Genomic DNA, 22,896 nt, shown 5'->3' on the forward strand with positions numbered 1-22,896 from the left:
TCAAATACCTTTAAACGGCCAAGGCCTGTTGTCGCCCGGTGAAGTGCAACAGGTCGCCGCAGCGCCGACACTGGTACTGGCGCCCCTTTCTGACCCAGGCATGGCGCTGTGGCGTAAAGGGCATGTGCTCTGGGCAAGCGCAGCGATAGAGGTAGCGAGTGCCGCGCCGTTTGGACACCGCATAGTTATGGCAGCGGTTGGCCGGTAGTCTGAACAACTGGGTCATCACCGCTTGCCATTCTGGACCGTGTGGACGAATGCGTGAGCCATAGACTTGATGGGCGATCAGGTGAGCTACTTCGTGGGGCACCGTCTGTAGCAAGAAGTCTTCACTGTTGTCGCGGTACATCTGGCCGTTGAAACGCAGTAGGTTTTGATTCAAATAGGCCACGCCAGCACGCTGCCCGCGCAGATCCAGTTCGATATCCGGGCGAGAAAAGTCACGGGAAAAGTGCTGCTCAGCAAGCTGGTAGCAGCCCTCAAGGCGGGCAAGTATACGGTCCATGCTCAAAGTATACCGCCGTAAAGTCCGCGCCAGAAGCCTCGCACTGTCGCCCGTGAGGGTGAGAGTGGGTCAAAATACGTTGTTGTCTAGCCCGGCAGCCATATACAGACCGAGCTCTTCGGCCTGTTGCAGGAAGCTTGCTTGCCAATCGCCCTTGAGCGTCAGCGGTGGCTGCACCCAGTTCCAGCGTAAGCCGGTGACGATGGACTCTACCGCACGGCGGGTGCCGGTGCCGTCCATGCCGGCACGTATGTAAAGCGCGCAAGGCAGGCCCTGTTTTTCTTCCAATACGGGATAGTAGCTGCGGTCAAAAAAGTCCTTCAAGGCACCGCTCATATATCCCAAATTTTCTGTGGTGCCGAGGAGGATGGCGTCAGCGCGCAGTACATCCTCAGGACCCGCTTCCAATGGCGGCTTGCAGATAACCTCGACGGCTTCAATGTCGCTATGCCGCGCGCCGCGCAGCACGGCCTCGACCAAGGCACGGGTGTTGTCGGAAGGGGCGTGCGCGACTATCAATAATCTCTTTTCGGTCATGCGGCCTCCTTTGGGGGGCTCAACCCTACTTGCTGCTCCACAGTCGCGCCACGGCTCTCTCGGAACCTAGCCAGGCAACCAGCAAACCCAATATGCCGATCAGGCCAAACACGGTAACGGGGATCAGGAAGGTAAGCTCAATACCCGATGGCAAGAATACCGCCAGCCCGATTGCCAAGCCGAGGAACAGCAAGCTCATGATCACCAGAATGGCACGGCTTTTTGGGAAGTAGCGATAAGGCGCGTCGCTGTTTTCGAGCGGATTGAGCAAGGGAGCGCAAAGCTTACGAGCGACTTCTTTAAGGCTGGACATGGGTTAAACCGGTTCGTTGTGTAAAAAGGTAATTGGGTTCAGTTTAGCGCTTAAAGCATCAGCAACAGAAGCCTTGCGGGTGGGCAGTTGAACTGTCGCCAGTGTAAGCGCAGGCTGGTCAGCAGCGGCTAGCTGGGGTAGGGTGTTTACAGCTGAATATAAATTATAAATGTACAAGCACGTTATTTAACACCCACCCTGCCTGAAATCGACCACCACCTGCAAAGGGAGATTTCAGCTTCATGATCAAGTTTCTTGTGCCCATTGGGGCACTGCTCACCGGTATCGCCCTGTTGTTGTTGGGCACCGGCCTGCTGAATACCCTGCTGGCCTTGCGCGGCAGTGCCGAAGGCTTTGCTGACCAGACGCTGGGCTTACTTGGCTCGGCCTATTTTGCCGGCTTTATTCTTGGTACCTGGCTATGCCCACGCTTGATTAGGCGTATGGGGCATGTGCGCGCGTTTACTTTTCTTGCGGCTGCAGAAGCGGCGTGTGTGCTGATCCATGTACTTTGGGTCAACCCGGGTATGTGGTTGCTACTGAGGGTAGTGACGGGCGTTGCGCTCGTCGGTATTTATACGGTAATCGAAAGCTGGCTTAACACCACGGCGCCGCCTGAAAGACGCGGCCAGATATTTGCCTGCTATATGGCCGTCAACCTCGGCTCCTTGGCTCTGGCGCAACAGTTGCTGCGTTGGGACAGCCCCATGGCATTCACCCTGTTTGCGGTCGCGGCCATTCTTATTATGGTGGCGGTGATGCCTGTGTCGGCTACTCGCTTGGTGCAGCCAGTGATCTCCGATACGCCTGCGCTATCGCTTAAGCGTCTTTGGCAGGCTGCACCAGTGGCATGCGCTGGCGCCGTGCTTTCCGGTCTCGGTATGGGTGGTTTCTGGGGGCTGGGTGCGGTCTATGCCGGGCGTATGGGTATGGATACCGGGCAGATCGCGGGCTTCGTTTCACTGGTGATCGTCGCAGGCGCACTTTCGCAATGGCCAATGGGCCGCCTTTCTGACCAGATAGATAGACGCAAAGCGCTGGTGGTGATCTGCGGAATAGCGGCAGGTGGCGGTTTGCTGATGGCGTTGCTGGCGCCCTTTGGCCAGTGGTTGCTGGTAGCCGCTGCGGTGTTCGGTGCCGGCTCTTTCGCGGTCTACCCGGCAGTGGTGGCCCACCTGATTGATCATTTACACCAAGAAGATATTTTGTCCGGCAATGCAGCGCTGTTGATGCTGCACGGCCTGGGCGCAGCCATAGGCCCGGCGTTGGCCGGTTGGCTGATGAGCATGACCAGCCCCATTGCCTTGCCGCTGTTTTTTACGCTGATGTTTACGCTCAGCGCGCTCTATGCCCTATGGCAGCTGCGCCAGGGTCGTGACCGGATCGTCGATGAGGCTGCGCATTACATTCCCATGGTGCGTACCTCTAACGCTGTACTGGAAATGATGCTGGAAGATGCGACGCACGAAGGGCATGACGGAGAGCGGGCAGAAGCAGGTAACTCAGAAGTTGATGGCTTAGAACCTTCTGGAGCAGACGAATCGACAGCACATCCGTTGCACGCGGATGTACAGCAACCCGCAACGGATGATGAAGAACAGCAGCCAGGGCGCAACTGAGCGTCGGAGGCTATCTATGTATTCAGTAGTGACAGGGAGTACGAACCTATGATGTTGGCAACCGACCTGGACGGCACCTTTCTTGGAGGTGACCCCGATAACCGTCAGCGGCTGTATCAGCTGATCAACGCGCACCCCGGTATTACGCTGGTATTTGTTACCGGGCGCGGGCTGGAAGTAGTGGTGCCACTGTTGTCAGACCCAGCCATCCCGCGGCCTGATTACATCATCTGCGATGTTGGTGCCACGGTAGTCGACGGTGAAACCCTACAACCGGTTTACCCGGTACAGAGCGATATAGAAGCCGACTGGCCTGGCGAGCAGGTGGTCGCACAACGGCTGTCAGTCTTCCCCGGCCTGGAGCGACAGGATGTGCCGCAGCAGCGGCGCTGCTCCTATTTCTGTGAGCCTGACGCGGTTACCGATAAGGTACGCGAGGCGATGGAAGGTTTGGGTTGTGACCTGCTTTTCTCCGCTGGTATGTATCTGGATTGCCTGCCACGTGGCGTCAACAAAGGGTCCACCCTGCGTCGTTTGGTCGATCATATTGGCGGTGCGATGGAGGAGGTGCTGGTTGCGGGCGACACATTGAATGACCTGTCGATGTACGAACAGGGTTTCAAAGGCGTGTGCGTCGGTGAGTCAGAAATCGCGCTTTTGGAGGCTACCGGAGATCGCGCGAAGGTATTGCACGCCCGCTTGAGTGGTTGCGGCGGCATTCTCGAAGCGATCTCGCACTTCGGATTTCTAGGCCCGCTGGGCGTGGATTCAGAGCTGCGTGATCTGCAAATCAAGGGCAAGGCTGATCTGGTTATGGTCTACCACCGCTTGCCCTACGAGGAGGTGATTGAGGACGGCAAGCTGGTGCGCCGCCCGCCTACGTCACCTAACGGCATTTTGCCCACTTTGCTGAGCTTCTTCGGCGGTGACCAACCGGGCTCCTGGTTAGCATGGTCGATTCATGATGCGCGTAAGCGCGAAGCGTTTGAAGTGCACACCAAGGTAGATGCGGAGCACTATCCGAACCTGGTGGCGGCACGGGTGGCGCTGAGCAAGAACGATGTGGATGTGTTCTACAAGCGCTTTTCCAAGGAAGCCTTTTGGCCGACGCTGCACACTTTTTGGGAGCGCGCGATATTTCGTGAGGAAGACTGGGCTGTCTTTCTCAAAGTAAACCGCCTGTTTGCCGAGCGTACCGCAGCGGAAGCAGCAGATGGCGCAGTGGTCTGGCTGCACGATTACAACCTGTGGATGGTGCCAGCCTTCCTGCGGCCCCTGCGCCCGGATTTGAATATTGCCTTCTTTCATCACACCTACTTCCCCTCGGCGGACGTGTTTAACGTGCTGCCCTGGCGGCGAGAAATCATTGGCAGCCTGCTGCAGTGCGATTACATCGGCTTTCATATTCCGCGTCAGTCGGAAAACTTTGTTGACGTGGTGCGAGGTGTGGCGCCGGTCGAGGTGCTGGAAGAGAAGGGGTGTGCACCCCGTTACCTGACCTACGGCTGCGCGGTGGGTTTGGATCGCATGACCACAAGGATTTCAGTGCACGGGCGTCCGATTGGATTGGGCGCGCATCCGGTAGGGCTGGATGTTGGACGGATTAAAGCCATCACTCAAACCGACGAATGCCAAGAGCAAATTGATGAGCTGCGTGAACAGTTGAAGAGCGTGCGTGTCGTTCTTTCGGTGGAGCGCCTGGATTACACCAAGGGCACCCACGCCAAGTTGCTGGCATTTGAAGCGCTGCTGGAGGCGCATCCCGAGCTGATCGGCAAGGTCACGCTGATCAACATCTGCGTGCCGGCAGCCCGTGAGATGACCATCTACGACGAGTTGCTGGGCCAGATTGAGCAAGCAGTGGGGCGCATCAATGGTCGCTTCTCCAGGGTCGGTTGGACGCCGGTGCAGTTTTTCTACCGTGCGGTTCCCTTTAAGGAGCTGATTGCCTATTACCTGATGGCGGATGTGATGTGGATTACGCCATTGCGCGATGGCCTGAACCTGGTAGCCAAGGAGTATGTGGCGACTCAGGGCCTGCTGGGAGGCACGGGTACGTTGGTATTGTCCGAGTTTGCTGGTGCGGCGGCTGAGTTGCATGGTGCATTGCTGACCAACCCACATGATCCGCACGATTTGCGTGATACGCTTTATATAGGTCTGACGCTGGGCAAGGCCGAGCGCGAGGCACGTCTTAAAGAATTGTTTGGCATAGTGCAGCACAACGACATCAAGCGCTGGGGGGATGAGTTTTTACAGGGGGTACGAGACGCGCGGGTATTGGCGTTGGAGCATTTGGCCGAAAAGGTAGCTTGATCAAGAAACAGCGGCTGGCACGGCCAGCCGCTGTGATGAGGCCTGCTCTACTTTGCTACTACTTGATTGATTTGGAAGACGGCAGTTGTACCGCTGACTTCGTTACCAATAACCAACAGGGCTTCACCGTTCGGTGAGTCTGCTGCGCTGATAAATACCAAACCTTCTGGGCCTAGATCACCTACGCTGGCGAGCACCTCTTCAGGGTCTTCGGTGGTCCAGTCTTCGCGGGTGTTGAGGTAATCGACGAAGAAGGGCGCGGCTGGATCGGTGATGTCATACGCCATTACACCGCCGATGCGTTCCAAACCGATAAAGGCAAAGGTCTTGTCGCCTAAATGGCCGACAGTGATGCCTTCTGGCTCAGGGCCCTTGTTGTCACTGCGGTTGTCGAAGGTGTCGCCTTCATCGTGAGTCGCGTTGAAGTAATCGACGCAGGGGATGTCGCGGTTGCTGCCCAGCATGCAGTCGGCGCTGGCAAAATATTGCTCAAACTGATCCGCAGAATCCCAAACCAGATTGCCATCTTCATCTCGAATAGAAAAAGAACGTGCGCCGTAGGCATACAGGTTGTCGTACATCAGGCGATCGCCAGCGGGGTTTTCAATCCCTGTGGCATCAAACATCACCGGATTGCCGTCGGCGTCCTTGCGGTAGCCGTCGGTCCAGGCAACGGTCAGACGACCGAGGTTCTCGTCTTCACCGCAGTCGCCACGGTCAGTCATGGTGGCGCCGCAATATCCGAAGACCGTCGGGTTGATCAGCGCACCCTCCGCCAGGGCATGTAGTTGCGGCGCAAGGTCATCACCCACGCGGCGAGCAAAACCTCGGCTATCGGTCAGACTTTTCATGCGGAATTCTTCAACGAAGCCTTTGCTGACATCGCCATCCCAGTAGGCGTCATCATCTTCGCCCCAGGCACGCGCATCGCCCTCATTGGCGGTGATCAGGTAAGTGCTGCCTGCTACGTCGTAGGCATAAATAGCGTCCGGTTGATACATTCCCAGTACGCCGGGCCAAGTGCGAATATTGATGGCATCGTCCTTGTCGCTGGCATCGATGCCGTTACCCGCGCCGCCATGATCTTTGTAGCCCAACGGAAAAATGTCGGTAACGGTAGCGCTGGCGATATCCACTTTGGCCAGGGCGTTGTTTTCCTGCAGACTGACCCACGCGGTGCTGCTGTCAGCGGAAACAGCTATGTACTCCGGCTCGATGTCCTGAGCTACGCTGGCATTAGGTCCGAATATGCGTACGCCAGCGGCCTTTAGTTGGCTTTCCTGACTATTGAATGCAGCAAAACCCGCTGTTTTGACCTCAACCAGCTCGTCACCATTTATGCTCAGAATGCTGATGGAACCTTCAGGGTCAACGCTGTAATCGTTGCTTGGTTCACCCTCGTTGGCGACCAGCAGGTATTTGCCATCCGGTGTGAATGTCAGCATGTCTGGTTGCGCGCCCACTTGCTTGGAGCCAAGCAGTTCCAGCGTAGTGGCATCAAAGAGTGCAACATAACCCAGATCAGTCTTGGTGGCCGCTTCCACTGCTACGGCAAGATAGCCGGCTGTAAATGCGATGCTGTTGACCACGGCACCTTCAGCAATGCTCTCGACGGTCAGCGTCTTCACCAATGCTGGGTTGGCAATATCTCTGGCATCCAGCACATCCACCGCACCTTTCTGCGCGTTGACGATGAATATTTGTTGATTGGCCGGGTCATAAGCGGGGATTTCCGCTGCGCTCTGCCCGAATACACCAGAGCTGTAGCGTCCAAGGTAGCTTAGCGAGAGGGTCTCGGGAGTAACTACTTCCGGAGTTTCCGGGCTGCTGCTGTCGTCATCACTGCTGCTTTTACAGCCGACAACCGCAGCCATCATGGCTGCGCTGGTGGCGGCAATGATCCACTTGTTCATCTTATGATCCCTTTCCTGAATTGAACGAAGGTGACATTGATACGCAGATTTCGTGACAGGACCCTTACTCTTTGATTGCACTTTGATTACGCAAGTTGCTGAGGCTCGCCTGTGCTTGGGTCGTTCAGCCGGCAAGTGCTGATACACTGCGGTGATGGATGATCTACAACCTGAAGAGCTGCTCCCTAATGGGTTTAGCGAAACGCTGCTGGAATTGTTGAACGCCTCGCCGCAAGGGCTGGGTGAGTATTTACTGATTCGCCAGCTGGCTGAACGCTACCCTGATTCGCTGTTTGCTGAGCCAGGCGCGCTGCAAGATCCGCTGCGGTTGTTTCAGCTGCATTTTTTGCTGTTTCACATGCTGTACCAACTGGCTGATCAGCTGGCGGAATTGGATCAGACGTTGAGCATTCATGCTCTGAATATTCGATTGCTTCCCCGCGACGCATCTGCGCCAGGGATTGCATTAGAAGACCCTCTGCGACGCTACTATCTCGATTGGCAGCAATGGCGTGAAACGCATGCCGAGGATGTGCAACGTCTGCTCGATGGGTTCTGGCGTAGGCAGCCTAAGAGCATGGTTACTGCCGATGAGCTGCAACAGGCATTGATTGTAATGGAGCTGCAAGAACCGACTGACGCACGCGCAGTAAAACAACGCTATCGGGCTCTAGTACGGGTGCATCACCCGGACCGGGGCGGTGATACTGCACGGGCGCAGGAGCTAAATCAGGCGATGCTAATTCTTCAACGCTATTACGGAAAAGTTTGAAGTCGCCAATCTCTCTAAGCAAAGCGGTTTTGTCCGTTATATTTTTCGCTATAGTCAGTGCAGGGTGCTGAGATTCTGGCGCCTGTAGCTCCACGAGCGATCCTCGGGGGCTGAATAATAATTAGGAGGTCAGGCCATGATCCACCATGTATTGGGGTTATTCACCCATCCCGACGAGGAATGGAAGGAAATCAAGGGCGAGGACGAAAGCATTGGGCATATGTATCTGACCCACGTGTTAATCCTTGCCGCCATCCCGGTAGTTTCTGCTTATATCGGCACCACTCAGGTAGGTTGGTACATTGGCACGCAGGAGGCCGTTAAGCTCACTCAGTCCAGCGCGCTCTCTATGACAGTGCTGTCGTATTTGGCGATGCTCGCCGGCGTTGCTGTGATGGGCGCTTTTATTCATTGGATGGCTCGTACCTACGACTCTACCCCCAGCTTTAATGATTGCGTGGTTTTTGCCGCTTATACCGCCACACCGCTGTTCATCGCGGGTTTGGCCGCGCTTTACCCCAGTCTCTGGCTGGGGATGCTGGTAGGCACTGCTGCCGCTGCCTATACCGTGTACCTGTTATATCAGGGCATTCCGATTTTCATGGACATTCCCAGCGACGAAGGCTTTTTGTTCTCAAGTTCTATTATGGCCGTTGGCTTGGTGGTGCTGGTTGCCATGATGGCTACATCGGTTATTTTCTGGGGCTTTGGCGTGGGTCCTGTGTACCTGCGCTAATGCGTTTGAGAGCAATCAACAGCCCCTGCCGGCTCAGTCGTCAGGGGCTGATGTTTTTATGTATGGCGGTTTCCAGTAAAATGCGCGTTTTACTCTACCGGTGTACCCCTCCATGAGCCGTCTCAGCGTTAATCAGAACAAGCTGCAAAAACGTTTGCGTCGTCAAACCGCCGAAGCGGTGACCGACTACAACATGATTGAAGACGGCGACAAAATCATGGTCTGCCTGTCGGGCGGCAAAGACAGTTACACCTTGCTCGATGTGTTGCTTCACCTGCAAAAAGTGGCGCCCATCCAGTTTGAACTGGTTGCCGTTAACATGGACCAGAAGCAGCCGGGCTTCCCAGAAGAAGTGCTGCCGGCTTACCTAAGTAAACTGGGTGTGCCGTACCACATCCTTGAACGCGATACGTATTCCATTGTTAAAGAGAAAGTGCCAGAGGGTAAGACCACCTGCTCACTGTGCTCGCGCCTACGCCGTGGCAACCTCTATACCTTTGCGGATGAAATCGGCGCTACCAAGATGGCGCTCGGTCACCACCGAGACGATATTATTGAGACCTTCTTTCTAAATATGTTCTACGGCGGCAACCTCAAGGCGATGCCGCCCAAGCTGCGCTCAGACGATGGCCGCAACGTGGTGATCCGGCCGCTTGCTTACTGCAATGAGAAGGACATTACCGCCTATTCTGAACTGCAGGGCTTTCCGATCATTCCATGTAATTTATGTGGTTCGCAGGAGAATCTGCAGCGCCAGGTAGTTAAAGAGATGCTGCAGGGTTGGGAGCGTGCGACACCCGGTCGCCTCGACAGCGTGTTTCGTTCGCTGCAGCATGTTCAGCCATCGCAATTGGCTGATACCAAGCTATTTGATTTCGCCAGCCTGAGCATCGACGAGACTGTCGCGCCGCGCTTTCTTAATGTGATGAATCTCTGATTCGCGTTTGCTGGGGAGTTTGACCGTGCAGGATTATCGCTGGTTGGAGAGTTATTGCCTGAATCGTTTTGGTTCGAAGGCTGAGCTTGAGGCCCACCTACCTACGCCAAGATCACCCGCGGCTCTGCGCGAGATCAGTGATGATCGCTACCTCTCGACCATGGCATTGCGAGTATTTCGTGCAGGCTTGAAACACAGTCTTGTAGATGCCAAATGGCCCGCGTTTGAAGAGGTATTTTTCGGCTTTGATCCAGAAAAAGTCGTGCTGATGAGTGCCGAGCATCTTGAGCGGCTGATGACCGACAGACGGATTATTCGCCACCTCGGTAAGCTGCGCAGTGTGCCTCGCAATGCGCAGCTGGTGCTGGACATGCGGGCAGAGCACGGCAGCATGGGACAGCTCATTGCCGATTGGCCCGCTGATAATATCGTCGGTTTATGGCGCATGTTAGCTAAACGCGGTGCTCAGCTTGGCGGCCAATCGGTACCGCGCTTTTTGCGTATGGTCGGTAAGGATACCTGGGTAGCCACAGAAGACGTGGTGGCCGCGCTTAAGGCTCAGGGCATTATTGATAAGGCGCCGACCAGTCAGCGCGATCAGAATGCGGCTCAGGCGGCGCTCAATCAATGGATGCAAGAGAGTGGTCGCCCATTGTGCCAGTTGTCGGCAATGTTGGCTTTTACCGTAAATCACTGAGACTTGGCGCAACAAGTTAAAGTAGAATCTTGACATCGTGCGCTGAGACGTACATTTTTAAACCAAAGTCACCGATATAAAGGTATGCGGATGCGGTTAGGCGCTCTACTGATGCTGATCTTTGTTGCTCTGCTGGCAGGTTGCAGCAGTGCGCCGAGGGCGCCGGTAGAAACTGCAGCCATCCAGAAGCCTAACGTTCGCACGCCACTGCCGCACATCGCTCGCTCCAACTCCGCCGATGTGCTCGGCAACGATGTGGTGTTTCAGGCTTTCAGTCTGATTGGCACTCCCTATCTGTACGGCGGCAGTTCTCCCGATACCGGTTTTGACTGCAGCGGTCTGATTCAATACGTTTACCGCGAAGCCGCTGGCGTCAGCCTGCCGCGTACCACCGCCGGCCTTACTTCCATGCGCACTGCCAATCCAAGTGAAAGCGCACTGGTACCGGGCGATTTACTGCTTTTTGCTATGAACGGCGGCCGGGTTAATCACGCTGGAATCTATATTGGTGAAGGCCGTTTCCTGCACGCTCCCAGCACAGGTGGAGTAGTGAGGGTGGACGAGTTGGGTTCCAGTTTTTGGCAACGAACGTTTAAGGGCGCACGCCGGGTGCTCAGTAGTAACTGAACTTGGCGCTATGTGCCCAAGTCGCTCCGCTAGTTTTTCCGCGTTTCCCAATTCCCTCGTTCCTGCACGAAGCCTGATGGTTTTTTTTCCGCAAAAAACCGTGATCCTGAACACCGCACATTAAGAAATCATGACGCTTTTAGAATGGACTCTGCTCTACCTCATCAGCTCCTTGTTCTGGAAATGGGTAATTAGTTGGGGCGGAGCCCAGTGGCTTGAAGGCTGGCGATCCTGGTTTTTTATCAGTTTTCTCGCACCTCGCTGGAGCGCGGAAGGCATAAGGTTATTTGCAGTAGTGATGTGGTTCTTTAGTAGTCTGTGGTTTGTGGGTGGCTTATTCAGCGAGAACATACGTAACTCGGGTTTTTTGCTGTGACTGCGAGCACAGCAACCAGTATTGACCCTGGACGTGGCTGATATGGATATCGAGAAACGTATCCCACTCTGGTCGGCCTTCTCTGAGCTGTTTCTGGATACCGAAGTCTCGACTAGCACGCACACCTTTATTGCCCGACAAGTATTGGCCTCTGAGCTGGCACCCGAGCTGGTGGTAGACATACTCTGGCTCGAGGTTTTTCCGGCGTTGTGTGACAACCTGCGCAGTGTCGCGGGTGAGTGGGCCGGGTTTGATGAACAGTGGTTGTGCGAGCGCATTCTTGCGGTAGCTGATCGGCAGGTGGCTGCTTATTCTCCTCTGGGTTTGGTAGCGGTGAATCAAGTTATCGACGTTGTGGAGGTGGAATGGCTCGCATGCTGCGCGTATCTGCCGACGTCTTTCTCTAAAGCTCAACGCCCCTCACTTCGGAATATCAAAGGGTCTGGTAAACGACGCTTTTGGCAATGGCGTTGATCCACTTCTTGGCAAAAGAATGTTGCCGGTGGCGCACAGCCTCGCGTTCTGCCGGTAAGATGCTTGAGCGGGAGAGTCTAGCGATAAGGAAATGGCCACTCCGCTGAGTGGCATAACTATAAAAAGGGGTAACTGATATGAAGCGCACAGTCTTTTGTATGGGTTTAATCGGGTTCTTGTCGTGTGTTGGTGCGATGGCTGCTGACCGCAGCGTAGCCGTCAGCAGCACAGTCAACTATCAAGATCAGGATATTATTCCGGGCAACATCCTCTCTGAGTGCGGTCAACTGGGATCCAGTTTTTCATCTTCAACAGAAAAGTATCTTAGAGATAATGGCTGGCAGGTGTCGGCGTTGAACGGTGAACCAGCAGCAGGCACGGGTAAACAGCTCAAGTTGCAGGTAGCCAATGCCTTTAGCGCGGGTAACGCCTTTACCGGGCATCGAAAGTCGGTTTCGATCATTGCCGAGCTGTACGAAGATGGCCAGTTGGTAGATACCTACCGTCAAACGCGAAATTCTTCGGGCGGCTTCGCTGGAGGCTTCAAGGGCTCCTGCTCGGTACTGTATCGCTGCACCAATACCTTGGGTAACGATGTTGCCAAGTGGATGGCCGATAAGTAAGCGAGCGATCTTATTTGGTCTGCTAGGCACGGTGCCTGCCTGGGCTACGTAGAATAAAGCGCGTGTAGGCGAGGTGAGGGCGTGGTCAACCGCTTGTCGCGGCTCGTTTAGTTTATGCTGAGGTCGTATGATATGCGCTGAGCAGCCTTCGATAGGCTGCATAACGAGAATAACGGGAGAGCCCCCTATGGACGCCATTTTAACCACTTGGCAGCCGCGCATTTTGAGCGTGCTGCGTATTGTGACTGCTTTTTTGTTTATGCAGCACGGCATGCAAAAGATCTTTGGGTTTCCAGTTGCGCAGCGTGGTGAGTTTGATTTGTTCTCCATGTCCGGTGTGGCGGGCTCACTGGAGTTGGTCGGTGGTTTTTTGGTGCTGATTGGTCTGTTCACACGGCCGGTGGCTTTTTTACTTTCAGGCCTGATGGCTTTCGCCTACTTCCTGGCCCACGCGCCGCAGGCGCTTTGGCCATTGGCTAACGGTGGAGAGCTGGCAGCGCTGTTTTCTTTCGTGTTTCTGTATCTGTTTTTTGCCGGTGGCGGCGCGTGGAGTGTCGATCAGCTGCGTGGTGCCAAGTGGTAAGTTAGTTTTTAACAGCATCAGGGTGAGCTCTATTCGCACCCTGATGCTTGCGTCACCTCTGCAACACCACACCTTCCTTTCTAGCAGGTTAGTCCTGCGCCTTACGCAGCAACACCACATCGGCACCGATAACCTCCAGCTCGGCGCCCCAGCGCTGTGCCAACCATATAAAGCTCTGTTCGCTGAAATAGCAGATATGCGTAGGGTCGCTTTTGTAATGCCAGTTTTTGAAAGACTCTTGATCCCTGACGCGCTTAGTCATTAATCCCAGCCAGCCACCCGGCAGCAAACATGACCATAGCTGATCCAATACCAGCAGCGGCTGCGCCAAGTGCTCGACTACCTCGGTTGCGGTAATGAAGCCCCAGCGTTGACTGAGCGCTTGCGGATTGGGGTGATAGTAGAGGTCGTGCAGAGCCACATCGTGGCCGTGTTCGCGCAGCATACAGGCTAGCGCCGGGCCGGGGCCGCAACCAAAATCCAAACCTTGGCTGGCGGCGGGCAGCCGCTCTAGCAAAGGCTCGGCGAGCCGAGAAAGAAAACGGCGATAGCCAGCATCGTCCGGGTGGTTCTCGTGACGATCGTATTCAGCGCGCTCGGCTGCTGGGCTCATATGCCATTGCGCTGGCACGTGAACCATCAGGCAGTCGTTGCATTGATAGTAGGGACGTTTTTCATCGCTGTAGAACCACGCGGCCGTGGCCTGACACAATGGGCAGCGAGAATAGGCTGGGGTCTCGATCATAGTGGCTGCACGTGGCTGATCAGATCTTCTGATTCGACTAGTTGCAGGAACGCATCGCCTAGCCGTTGGCTCTCGCTCATCGCCGTGCGCCAGTACTTTTCCCGGCCATCGTTATCGTACACAAAGCGATTGAAATCCTTGCGATCAGGCAGCTTGCGATAGGGCAGGCTGTCGAGATATTCGCGTGAGGGCGCAAGCAGCAGCACGTCGCGCAGCTGCTGCGGGTTGGCCTTGCGCCAGGGTAGTGTTTTGTCAAACCAACCTGGCACAACACGGTCTAGGAAGTGCGGGTAGAGCACAACTCCGGGGGCTTGGTAGGGCAGGTCCAGGTGGTAATCGAGCAGGCCTCCGTCGCGGTATACACCCGCCGCGGTGCCGGGGATCTCTCGTACTGCTTCCATCACCATGGGAATGGAGCCTGAGGCAAGCAGGGCGGCGCGCAGGTTATCTGGCGTGAGGTTAACGTGACTGCTTTTGAAGTCCTGCAAGTCATCCAGTGGCGGACGCTGGCGCGGGTCGTGCAGAATCACGCGCTCAAAGAATCGACCAAGGTGGCGGCGGCCCAACAAGTTGGCGCCAATCACGCCGCTCAAGCCAAGCCCGAGTCGGGTGCGCGAGTCGTGCTGCAGCAGCCCAAGGCTTTTTACTACTACGATATTAAGATGGTAATTCGGGTTACTGAGAATACTGTCGAACTCGCCACCGAGTAGCTCATCCAACATCTCACCGCATGCCGCACTGATGCGTTGGATACTCACGCCTTTGGGAAAGCGCATGTTGGTATACAGCTCGCCCAGTTGGCGCAGCGCCGCGACCGGGTCGGGCATGCAGGCGCTGGCAAAGCGCCAACTGCCGATGGAAGCGCCGATTAGGCTGCGCATTTGTGGCGCGCGTGGCAGCCACTCACCAAATAGGGCCAGATCCAGACCCTGGATGCCTAGCGCTTTGGGCCCGCCGGCGGCCCCGGGAATCATATGCACGTCTGCTGGTTGTAGGCCATTTTTTCGTATGTGCTCAATGGCTCGATGGCCCGCGCGCAGCGTTAATGCGGGAGCGGAAACATGAATTGCAGGCATGTCTGAGCGGTTCCTTTGCGGTACGGATGGATGCGGCGATGATTTTAAGGTTGGCTTCAGCTACTGACTATACTCTTCATCTACACGCTAAAACGATAGAGGTAATTCAGATGAATAAGGTGAATAAAGCCATTTTACTGACCAGTGCAATGTTTTTCGGCTTGGGCAGCGGGGCGCTAATGGCAGATGATGATGTACGCTTGGACGAAGCCAATTCCTTGATCGAACAGGGTACCATCAAGAAGTTTGATGAACTGAACGAAAAAGCCTTAAGCGTGCAGCCTGGCACTATCACCGATACTGATCTGGACAAGCACTACGGTCGCTATGTTTATCAGGTCGAAATCAAAGACGCCCAAGGCCAGGAGTGGGATGTTGATCTGGACGCCAGCAATGGTGAAGTACTTGAACATAAGCAGGATGATTGATACTGCGCTGCTACGGCCCAGCCTTCTTGTGCTGGGCTTTTCGCTGTGCAGCCCTTGGTCACTTGCCGATGATATCGGCCAGGACGAGGTGTTGGAACTGGTTGAAATGGGGCGTATTGCGCCGCTCCAGCAGTTTATTGATGATGCGCTAATACGCTATCCCGGCCGCTTCCTGGGTGCTGAGCTGGAAGCTGAGGACGGTCGTTATGTTTATGAAATTGACATCATCACTCGCCAGCGCGTAGTGATGGAGCTCGAGTATGACGCCCTTAGCGGCGAGTTACTCGAGATAGAAGAGGATGATTGATGCGGATACTGCTGGTCGAAGATAACGTAGCACTGGCGGATTCCCTTGGATTGACCTTAAAGCGCGCTGGTTACGCAGTAGATTGGCGCGCTGATGGGCGAGACGCGGCCATATTGGGTGAACAAGAGCCTTATGACCTGGCGATTCTCGATCTTGGCCTGCCTGGCATGGGTGGGCTGGAGGTGCTGCGGCAGTGGCGTCAACATGGATTGAGTTTACCTGTTCTGATCCTTACTGCGCGTAGTGCCTGGACCGAGCGGGTCGAAGGCTTGCAAGCAGGCGCTGACGACTACCTTACTAAACCTTTCCATAACGAAGAATTGTTGCTGAGGCTTCAGGCGCTGCTGCGTCGTGCTCACGGGCGCGAGCCCAGCGCGTTGTTGCATGCCGGCGGCCTGGCATTGAATGAGGGCACGCAACAGGTGAGCGGGGCTTCGTTACCGGTGGTGGAGCTCTCTGCCACTGAATTCAAATTGCTGCGCTATATGATGCTCAACCCGGGGCAGGTGTTGTCTAAAGCTCGGCTTTCGGAGCACTTGTATGATTACGAAGATGAGCGTGATTCCAACGTGATTGAGGTGCAGATCAACCATCTACGCAGCAAACTGGGCCGTAGCTCTATCGAAACCCGGCGTGGCCAAGGTTATGTATTCGTTGGGCCTGGCGCGTGAATTCGATTGGTCGTCGGCTAGGCAGCGGTCTGCTATTGATCATGTTGTTCAGCATTGTGCTGATCGGCCAAGGCAGCGTCTGGCTGTATGACCGTGCGCAGCGGGCTTATCTGACTACCTTGCTGCAGAGTCAAACCGACGGTCTGTTGGCAGCCATGACGCCCGGTACCAATGGTCTTTATCTGGATATGGATAAGGTCGATCCCGATTATCGGCGGGCATATTCTGGCCGCTATTTTGTGGTGGAGGGCCGGGAACGTTGGCGCTCGCGCTCGCTCTGGGATCAACGGTTGCCAATCGGTGGCGACGGCCTGCATGCCGACCTGGCTCCCGGTCCTAAGGGTCAACAGCTGCTGGTGTGGTCGAGCGAGTACAACAAGCGAGGCGAGCAGATAGAAATTACTGTTGCGTTGGATTACCAGCCGTTACTCAGCGAGTTTCAGCGCGCGCGTTGGTGGTTATGGGGGCTTGGTGCTGCTGTCATTGTGTTTGCCTTGTTGCTGCAGCAATGGTTATTACACCGTTCATTGCGCCCCTTGCGGCAGGCGCAGCGTGAATTGGCCGAGTGGCGGGCCGGTAAGCGTCTGGAGCTAAACGAGGCGGTGCCGCTGGAATTGCAACCCTTGGTTGTAGAGATTAACCGTTTGGGTCAACAGGTTGAGCAGGTGCTGCAGCGCGGTCGCAGTGCCGCTGGTGACCTCGGGCACGCCCTAAAGACCCCGTTGGCAGTACTTGAGAGCAATCTGGAAAACCTGTCTGCGGTGCTATCCGTAGAGCAAACAGAGCCGATGGCAGAACAGCTGGCAGCTATTCATCGGCAGCTGGAACGTACGCTGCAGCGTGCGCGTTTGGCACCGGAACAGTCGCGCGGCGAACGTTTCTCAACTGAGACTGACTTGCCTGCGCTGGTGAGTACGCTGCGATCGTTGTTCCCGCATTTAGAGATCAACATACAAAGTGCACGCGCCGGCGACTGGCCCTATGACCGTGAGGACATGACGGAGTTGCTGGGTAATTTGATCGACAACGGCTGCAAGTGGGCTACAAGCAAGGTCAACCTAGCTTGGAGATCGGACGCCGCTGGACTGCAGCTCTGTATCGAGGATGATGGCCCCGGGATTCCTGAAAATGAGCGCGAAGAGGTTCTAGCCCGTGGTAAGCGGCTGGACCAGCAGATGCAAGGCCATGGGTTAGGGCTGGGAATTGTGGCCGATCTGGTCGCTGCATACGAGGGCCAACTCGTGCTGGCTGAATCGGCCATGGGTGGCTTAAAAGTCTCCGTGTTGCTGCCCCTGCGGGCTTAGCCGAACACGACTGAATTATCCGCGTTATCTGGTTTTTTTAGCCGCCCGCTAAAAAACGTTGTGGCTAAATAAACGAGGTGTCGATATCGACCAGCAACAGATGGCGGCTGTCATCTATGAACAGTCCTGAGGTTAGGCAATATTGGTTGGTGGTGGCATCCCGGTAACGGTTAGACAGGATCACGCGGCTATCTTCGCCTGCTTCAGCCAGAATCTGATAAAAGTAGGGGCGCCAAGACCAGTTGTGGTCGAGGTAACGTGGGTCGGTCTGCCAAGCGTCGTCTTTCCACTCGTAATTGGGTGAGATCTGAGTGCCGTGTGCGTCGCACAGGAAACAACGCACCAGCCAAGGGTAAGCGCTAGGCGAGGGCAGGTGGGCAGGCAGGGCACCTTTGCTCAGCCAGACTCGCAGGTCCGCGAACAACACCGCAAGAGACCTCCGCAGCTCACTGAGCTTTGCGCGTTCGGCCAGTTTGTCGAGAACGTAACGGTCGCGCATCTCAGAAAACCGCTGTTGCACCGAATCGGCGGGCAGAAAACTTTCTTCTGGTCGACCAAAAAGATACCCCTGCACATAGCGCGCGCCGCACTCCAGCGCAAAATGCAGCTCTTGTTCGGTCTCGACACCTTCAGCAATGATCCAACACCCGCTCTTCTCTGCCATTAAAGCCAGAGCCCTGACGAAGTCACCGCTGTTGCCATTGCCGCTGGCGGCTTTGCGAAACAGTTGAATATCCAGCTTGAGAATATCGGGTTCTAAAGCCAGTACGCGGTCCAGCATGGAATAGCCGGCGCCGAAGTCATCAATGGCGATGCGGATGCCTGCCTGACGGTAACGCTGTACCACGTCGCGCAACTGGTCAATGCTGCCTTGTAGCTCGGTGATTTCGAATACCACTTGATCAGGGGGTAGCCCGATCTCCTCAAGCAACTGCAAGCTGGGTAAAGGCTGGCCGGGTACTAATTGGCTGACCCATGATGGAGAAATGTTCAAGCTAAGGAAACCTTCGGGGTTGTCACGAAAGCGCTCTAGCGCCATACGGCGAATGCAGCGATCCAGTTCTCTAAGATCAGCGGGATTTACCTCAGGATCGGTGAACAGCGGGCCGGCACTAGTAACATTGCCATCGTCGTCACGCAGGCGCGCGAGCGCTTCGTATCCGGCGATGCGGCCTGTCGCTGTATCGATAAGAGGCTGGAAATACGGCAGAGGCTGACCATTAAACACTTTATTCTCCAGGTCGAAATTAGGCCGGTAGCAGTATGCAAGATTATAGCCAAGGCGTGTACAGGCTGCCTGCGGTAGAGCGTCTTATGGTATTTGGCCGCCTAAAAAACCGATACGTGCAATATCAGTGCATTAATTTGGCCATTTGGTACGTCATTTGCACTAATTGGGGGAGGATTGGCACCGGCTGCGCCCTATTGGGGTGCTCTGCGAGTGTCTTTTATTCGCTTTTTCACAAATAACTTTTTGATAATAAAAAATAAAATTAACTACGGCCGTTTTGTTTACCAATCAAGACAGTTTTATTTCTATGGGCTTAAGGCACCAGAATGAAGCCTGTGAATATTGATTGCACAATATCGGTGCGTTTTGTGAGTTCTTAGAGAGGCTGTCTGAATGGAAAACCTGAACAGCGCTGTGGAAACCCTGGTTCACGGCGCTAACACCCTGTTTATTTTGATGGGCGCCATTATGGTGCTGGCTATGCATGCGGGCTTCGCTTTTCTGGAGGTGGGTACGGTCCGTCAGAAAAATCAGGTCAACGCGCTGTCGAAGATCATCAGCGATTTTGCTGTGTCCTGTCTGGCGTATTTTTTCATCGGATACTGGATTGCCTATGGCGCTAACTTTTTTGCCGATGCGGCTACCCTGTCGGAAAATAACGGCTATGCGTTGGTCAAGTTTTTCTTCCTGATGACCTTTGCGGCAGCGATACCAGCCATCATTTCCGGCGGTATTGCCGAACGGGCCAAGTTTGCCCCGCAGCTGTGTGCTTCGTTATTGATCGTTGGTCTGGTTTACCCTTTCTTTGAAGGCATTGTGTGGAACGGTAATTACGGTTTTCAGGCTTGGCTTGAGGCCCAGTTTGGCGCTCCCTTTCATGATTTTGCGGGTTCTATTGTTGTGCATGCAGTAGGCGGCTGGCTGGCGTTGGCAGCAGTGTTGCTGCTCGGCGCGCGGCGCGGTCGATATCGTGATGGACACGTGGTTGCCATGCCACCTTCCAATATTCCTTTCCTGGCGCTTGGTGCCTGGATTTTAACTATTGGCTGGTTCGGCTTCAACGTGATGTCGGCGCAGACGTTAGAGGGTATCAGCGGGCTGGTCGCGGTGAACTCATTGATGGCCATGGTCGGCGGTACGCTGGCGGCTTTACTGGTTGGGCGTGCAGATCCTGGGTTTATTCACAACGGGCCATTAGCAGGCCTGGTGGCTATCTGCGCAGGCTCGGATATTGTTCATCCATTGGGTGCATTGGCTATCGGCGTGGTGGCTGGCGGGCTGTTTGTCTGGGCTTTCATCCTGACCCAGAATCGCCTGAAAATTGATGATGTGCTCGGTGTCTGGCCGCTGCATGGTCTCTGTGGTGTTTGGGGCGGTTTGGCTGCGGGTATTTTCGGTACACAGGCATTCGGTGGTCTTGGCGGCGTCAGTTTTGTGTCTCAGCTGCTGGGCAGCTTGGCTGGGGTGGTAGTGGCGTTGGTTGGCGGTCTGCTGGTGTACGGCGTGATTAAGGCTATCGTCGGCATTCGTTTGAGCGAAGAAGACGAGTTTCAGGGCGCAGACCTGGCGATCCACAAGATTGGCGCTATCTCAGAAGACTGATCTGGCGGTTAGCGGGCATAAAAAAACCGGGCATTTGCCCGGTTTTTTTATGCCGCTGATTTACTCTTCCAGATTACCCATGGCAGTAATGTTGAAACCGCCATCAACGTAGGTAATTTCACCGGACATACCTGAGGCCAGATCGGAGCAGAGGAAGGCGCCAACGTTGCCGACTTCGTCGATGGTGACGTTACGACGCAGCGGGGTTTGCGCAGCGTTGTGCGACAGCATCTTACGGAAGCTCTTGATGCCGGAGGCTGCCAGGGTGCGGATTGGGCCGGCGGAGATGGCATTCACGCGAGTGCCTTCCGGGCCCAGGCTGGTGGCCAGGTAACGTACGCCGGCTTCCAAGCTGGCCTTGGCCATACCCATGACGTTGTAATTGGGCATGGTGCGCTCGGCGCCTAGGTACGAGAGGGTCAGCAGGCTGCCGTTGCGGCCCTTCATCATCTCGCGACCGGCCTTGGCTAGCGCAACAAAGCTGTAAGCGCTGATATCGTGGGCAATGCGAAAGCCTTCACGGGTGGTGACTTCAGCGAAGTTACCGTCCAGCTGATCGCCGGGTGCAAAGCCAACCGAGTGTACTATGCAGTCCAGGCCATCCCACTTTTTGCCTAGTTCAGCGAATACCTGTTCAATCTCGGCATCGTCTGCAACATCGCAAGGAAAACACAATTCAGGGCCAGAGCCCCAAGCTGCTGCGAAGCCTTCGACCCGCGCTTTCAGCTTTTCATTTTGATAGGTGAACGCCAGTTCGGCGCCTTCGCGGTGCATGGCCGCAGCAATGCCGGAGGCGATGGAGAGTTTGCTGGCAACGCCAACGATGAGTACGCGCTTTCCGCTGAGAAATCCCATAGTGCTTTCCTGTTTTGTTACGGGGCCGTCGTGGCCTTATTAAGGGAGTTGGGTATGGCAAAAGCCGCATCCAGCAACTGACGAGTATAGTCGTGTTGCGGTGAAGCAAAAATTTCGCCGGCCGGTCCCTGTTCAACTACCTGCCCGTGGCGAATGACCATCAGCTGATGGCTGAGGACCTTTACTACCGCCAGATCGTGGCTGATAAACAAATAACTCAAGTTGTACTTCTGCTGCAGGTTACGTAATAGCTCTACTACCTGTCCTTGCACGGTACGATCCAGTGCCGACGTCGGCTCATCGAGCAGAATCAGCTTGGGCTTAAGTACCAGTGCCCGCGCGATGGATACCCGTTGGCGCTGGCCACCGGAAAACTCGTGCGGATAGCGATGCCGGGTGTCGGGGTTAAGTCCGACCTCTTGCAGCGCTTGAATGACCATCTGCTCGCGTTCGGCGGCTGTGCCAATGCGGTGAATCTCTAGTCCTTCGCTCACAATCTGACCAATCGACATGCGCGGGCTGAGGCTTCCGAAGGGGTCTTGAAAGACCACCTGAAACTCGCGCCTTAGCGGCCGCACTTCGTTCTGGCTGAGATTGTCCAGCCGGTGGCCATTGCATTCAATCACGCCTGTACTGTCCAGCAGGCGGAGTAACGCCATGCCCAAAGTCGTCTTGCCTGAGCCGCTTTCACCCACGATCCCTAGCGTTTGGCCTTGGGCCAAACTGAAGCTGATGTCGGTCACAGCTTTGACGTGGTCAACCGTGCGCTTGAGCACACCTTTCTTGATTGGGAACCAAACTCTAACTTGCTCTGCGCGCAGAATTTCCTTGGCACCTGGCTCAATCGGTACCGGCTCACCACTCGGGTCAGCCGCCAGCAATTGCTGGGTATACTCGTGGCGCGGATCTTTGAACAATGTGGCGCAATCATTCTCTTCGACGACGCGACCCTGATACATGACACATACCCGGTGCGCGATCTTACGTACCAGGTTGAGATCATGGCTGATCAATAGCAACGCCATGCCGAGTTTTTGCTGCAATTCCTTCAGTAAATCAAGAATCTTCAATTGCACCGTGACGTCGAGGGCGGTGGTGGGTTCATCCGCGATCAAAAGTTCTGGCTCGTTGGCCAATGCCATGGCAATCATCACCCGCTGACGTTGTCCACCAGATAGCTCGTGGGGGTATGAGCCCAGCCGCTTCTCTGGCTCAGGGATGCCAACCAGGCTCAGCAGTTCCAGGGTCCGCGCGCGCGCGTCTTTTTTATTCAGGCCCTTGTGCACTGCCAGCACTTCGTTGATCTGCCGCTCCACTGTGTGTAGTGGGTTCAGCGAGCTCATGGGCTCCTGAAAAATCATCGAAATGCGATTGCCGCGCACTTTGCGCAGACTCTTTTCGTCGGCTTTGAGTAGGTCTTCGCCGCCGTAATAAATCTCGCCAGAGGGGTGATGCGCTACAGGGTAGGGCAGCAGGCGTAGAACTGAGTGTGCGGTGACTGATTTTCCGGAGCCGCTTTCGCCGACCAGCGCCAATGTCTGGCCGGGGTAAATATCAAAGCTGACGTCGTGCACCGCAGTAACCTGATTGGCGCCCTGGTTGAAGGCCACACTGAGGTTACGGATGCTGATCAATGGAGTGTCTGTCAT

The 22,896-nt window shown here is 55.4% G+C and carries 24 protein-coding genes; 15 read left to right on the plus strand and 9 right to left on the minus strand.

The features are described from left to right. Window positions 1-10 precede the first annotated feature (10 nt). The 3 genes from AC1XYH_RS05090 to AC1XYH_RS05100 form a co-directional block, all read right to left on the minus strand. On the minus strand, window positions 11-505 hold the full coding sequence (locus AC1XYH_RS05090) for a SprT family zinc-dependent metalloprotease (RefSeq protein WP_483325574.1): 495 nt from the start codon (window positions 503-505) through the stop codon (window positions 11-13). A 69-nt stretch (window positions 506-574) separates the two neighbouring features. After that, window positions 575-1,042, minus strand: coding sequence for a flavodoxin family protein (locus AC1XYH_RS05095; RefSeq protein WP_483325575.1), 468 nt, complete (start codon window positions 1,040-1,042; stop codon window positions 575-577). Between the two features lie 25 nt (window positions 1,043-1,067). Continuing rightward, entirely contained in the window at window positions 1,068-1,355 is a 288-nt protein-coding gene (locus tag AC1XYH_RS05100) for a hypothetical protein (protein WP_483325576.1), read from the minus strand. A gap of 242 nt (window positions 1,356-1,597) precedes the next feature. On the opposite strand from AC1XYH_RS05100, the gene AC1XYH_RS05105 reads away from it, so the two are divergent. Both AC1XYH_RS05105 and ggpS read left to right on the plus strand, forming a co-directional pair. Beyond that, window positions 1,598-2,974: an MFS transporter gene (locus AC1XYH_RS05105; RefSeq protein WP_483325577.1), complete on the plus strand. Its 1,377-nt coding sequence runs from the start codon at window positions 1,598-1,600 to the stop codon at window positions 2,972-2,974. Between the two features lie 48 nt (window positions 2,975-3,022). Next, entirely contained in the window at window positions 3,023-5,290 is a 2,268-nt protein-coding gene (ggpS, locus tag AC1XYH_RS05110) for a glucosylglycerol-phosphate synthase (protein WP_483325578.1), read from the plus strand. 47 nt (window positions 5,291-5,337) lie between these two features. Here ggpS and AC1XYH_RS05115 read toward each other — a convergent pair whose 3' ends face one another. After that, window positions 5,338-7,203 (minus strand): choice-of-anchor I family protein, encoded by a 1,866-nt coding sequence (locus AC1XYH_RS05115; RefSeq protein WP_483325579.1) that lies wholly within the window; start codon window positions 7,201-7,203, stop codon window positions 5,338-5,340. A gap of 154 nt (window positions 7,204-7,357) precedes the next feature. On the opposite strand from AC1XYH_RS05115, the gene AC1XYH_RS05120 reads away from it, so the two are divergent. The 8 genes from AC1XYH_RS05120 (at window position 7,358) to AC1XYH_RS05155 (ending at window position 13,028) form a co-directional block, all read left to right on the plus strand. Then, window positions 7,358-7,975 (plus strand): DNA-J related domain-containing protein, encoded by a 618-nt coding sequence (locus AC1XYH_RS05120; RefSeq protein WP_483325580.1) that lies wholly within the window; start codon window positions 7,358-7,360, stop codon window positions 7,973-7,975. 136 nt (window positions 7,976-8,111) lie between these two features. Further along, on the plus strand, window positions 8,112-8,711 hold the full coding sequence (locus AC1XYH_RS05125) for a Yip1 family protein (protein ID WP_483325581.1): 600 nt from the start codon (window positions 8,112-8,114) through the stop codon (window positions 8,709-8,711). A 112-nt stretch (window positions 8,712-8,823) separates the two neighbouring features. Further along, window positions 8,824-9,648 (plus strand): tRNA 2-thiocytidine(32) synthetase TtcA, encoded by an 825-nt coding sequence (gene ttcA / locus AC1XYH_RS05130; protein WP_483325582.1) that lies wholly within the window; start codon window positions 8,824-8,826, stop codon window positions 9,646-9,648. 25 nt (window positions 9,649-9,673) lie between these two features. Next, the gene (locus AC1XYH_RS05135; RefSeq protein WP_483325583.1) at window positions 9,674-10,345 is read left to right on the plus strand and encodes a DNA-3-methyladenine glycosylase I; all 672 of its coding nucleotides are present in this window, start codon (window positions 9,674-9,676) and stop codon (window positions 10,343-10,345) included. 90 nt (window positions 10,346-10,435) lie between these two features. Continuing rightward, on the plus strand, window positions 10,436-10,972 hold the full coding sequence (locus AC1XYH_RS05140) for a C40 family peptidase (RefSeq protein ID WP_483325584.1): 537 nt from the start codon (window positions 10,436-10,438) through the stop codon (window positions 10,970-10,972). A gap of 418 nt (window positions 10,973-11,390) precedes the next feature. Next, on the plus strand, window positions 11,391-11,822 hold the full coding sequence (locus tag AC1XYH_RS05145) for a DUF7079 family protein (protein WP_483325585.1): 432 nt from the start codon (window positions 11,391-11,393) through the stop codon (window positions 11,820-11,822). A gap of 137 nt (window positions 11,823-11,959) precedes the next feature. After that, on the plus strand, window positions 11,960-12,445 hold the full coding sequence (locus AC1XYH_RS05150; protein ID WP_483325586.1) for a hypothetical protein: 486 nt from the start codon (window positions 11,960-11,962) through the stop codon (window positions 12,443-12,445). Between the two features lie 187 nt (window positions 12,446-12,632). After that, window positions 12,633-13,028 (plus strand): DoxX family protein, encoded by a 396-nt coding sequence (locus AC1XYH_RS05155; RefSeq protein WP_483325587.1) that lies wholly within the window; start codon window positions 12,633-12,635, stop codon window positions 13,026-13,028. 88 nt (window positions 13,029-13,116) lie between these two features. On the opposite strand, the gene AC1XYH_RS05160 is transcribed toward AC1XYH_RS05155, so the two are convergent. Next, a complete protein-coding gene (locus AC1XYH_RS05160; protein WP_483325588.1) occupies window positions 13,117-13,773 on the minus strand; it encodes a class I SAM-dependent methyltransferase in 657 nt (218 codons plus the stop codon). Next, on the minus strand, window positions 13,770-14,849 hold the full coding sequence (locus tag AC1XYH_RS05165) for a patatin-like phospholipase family protein (RefSeq protein WP_483325589.1): 1,080 nt from the start codon (window positions 14,847-14,849) through the stop codon (window positions 13,770-13,772). Before AC1XYH_RS05165 ends, AC1XYH_RS05160 begins: the two co-directional genes overlap by 4 nt. Before the next feature lie 110 nt (window positions 14,850-14,959). Between AC1XYH_RS05165 and AC1XYH_RS05170 the strand changes: the two genes are divergently transcribed. The 4 genes from AC1XYH_RS05170 to AC1XYH_RS05185 are packed head-to-tail and all read left to right on the plus strand — an operon-like array spanning window position 14,960 to window position 17,559. After that, the gene (locus AC1XYH_RS05170) at window positions 14,960-15,277 is read left to right on the plus strand and encodes a PepSY domain-containing protein (RefSeq protein WP_483325590.1); all 318 of its coding nucleotides are present in this window, start codon (window positions 14,960-14,962) and stop codon (window positions 15,275-15,277) included. Beyond that, complete coding sequence (locus AC1XYH_RS05175) at window positions 15,255-15,584, plus strand: PepSY domain-containing protein (RefSeq protein ID WP_483325591.1); 330 nt, start codon at window positions 15,255-15,257, stop codon at window positions 15,582-15,584. Before AC1XYH_RS05170 ends, AC1XYH_RS05175 begins: the two co-directional genes overlap by 23 nt. Further along, entirely contained in the window at window positions 15,584-16,255 is a 672-nt protein-coding gene (locus tag AC1XYH_RS05180; protein ID WP_483325592.1) for a response regulator transcription factor, read from the plus strand. Before AC1XYH_RS05175 ends, AC1XYH_RS05180 begins: the two co-directional genes overlap by 1 nt. Then, window positions 16,252-17,559, plus strand: coding sequence for an ATP-binding protein (locus AC1XYH_RS05185; protein WP_483325593.1), 1,308 nt, complete (start codon window positions 16,252-16,254; stop codon window positions 17,557-17,559). The genes AC1XYH_RS05180 and AC1XYH_RS05185 overlap by 4 nt, the downstream gene beginning before the upstream one ends. Window positions 17,560-17,623: 64 nt before the next feature. Here the strand turns inward: AC1XYH_RS05185 and AC1XYH_RS05190 are convergent, their stop codons facing one another. Then, window positions 17,624-18,787, minus strand: coding sequence for an EAL domain-containing protein (locus AC1XYH_RS05190; RefSeq protein ID WP_483325594.1), 1,164 nt, complete (start codon window positions 18,785-18,787; stop codon window positions 17,624-17,626). 396 nt (window positions 18,788-19,183) lie between these two features. On the opposite strand from AC1XYH_RS05190, the gene AC1XYH_RS05195 reads away from it, so the two are divergent. Beyond that, window positions 19,184-20,392 carry an ammonium transporter gene (locus AC1XYH_RS05195; RefSeq protein ID WP_483325595.1) on the plus strand — a complete coding sequence of 403 codons (1,209 nt, stop codon included), beginning with the start codon at window positions 19,184-19,186 and terminating at the stop codon, window positions 20,390-20,392. Between the two features lie 60 nt (window positions 20,393-20,452). Here AC1XYH_RS05195 and fabI read toward each other — a convergent pair whose 3' ends face one another. Then, entirely contained in the window at window positions 20,453-21,247 is a 795-nt protein-coding gene (gene fabI / locus AC1XYH_RS05200; RefSeq protein WP_483325596.1) for an enoyl-ACP reductase FabI, read from the minus strand. Between the two features lie 17 nt (window positions 21,248-21,264). Continuing rightward, on the minus strand, window positions 21,265-22,896 hold the full coding sequence (locus tag AC1XYH_RS05205) for an ABC transporter ATP-binding protein (protein WP_483325597.1): 1,632 nt from the start codon (window positions 22,894-22,896) through the stop codon (window positions 21,265-21,267).

The organism is Pseudomonas sp. GW-45 (assembly GCF_056896675.1).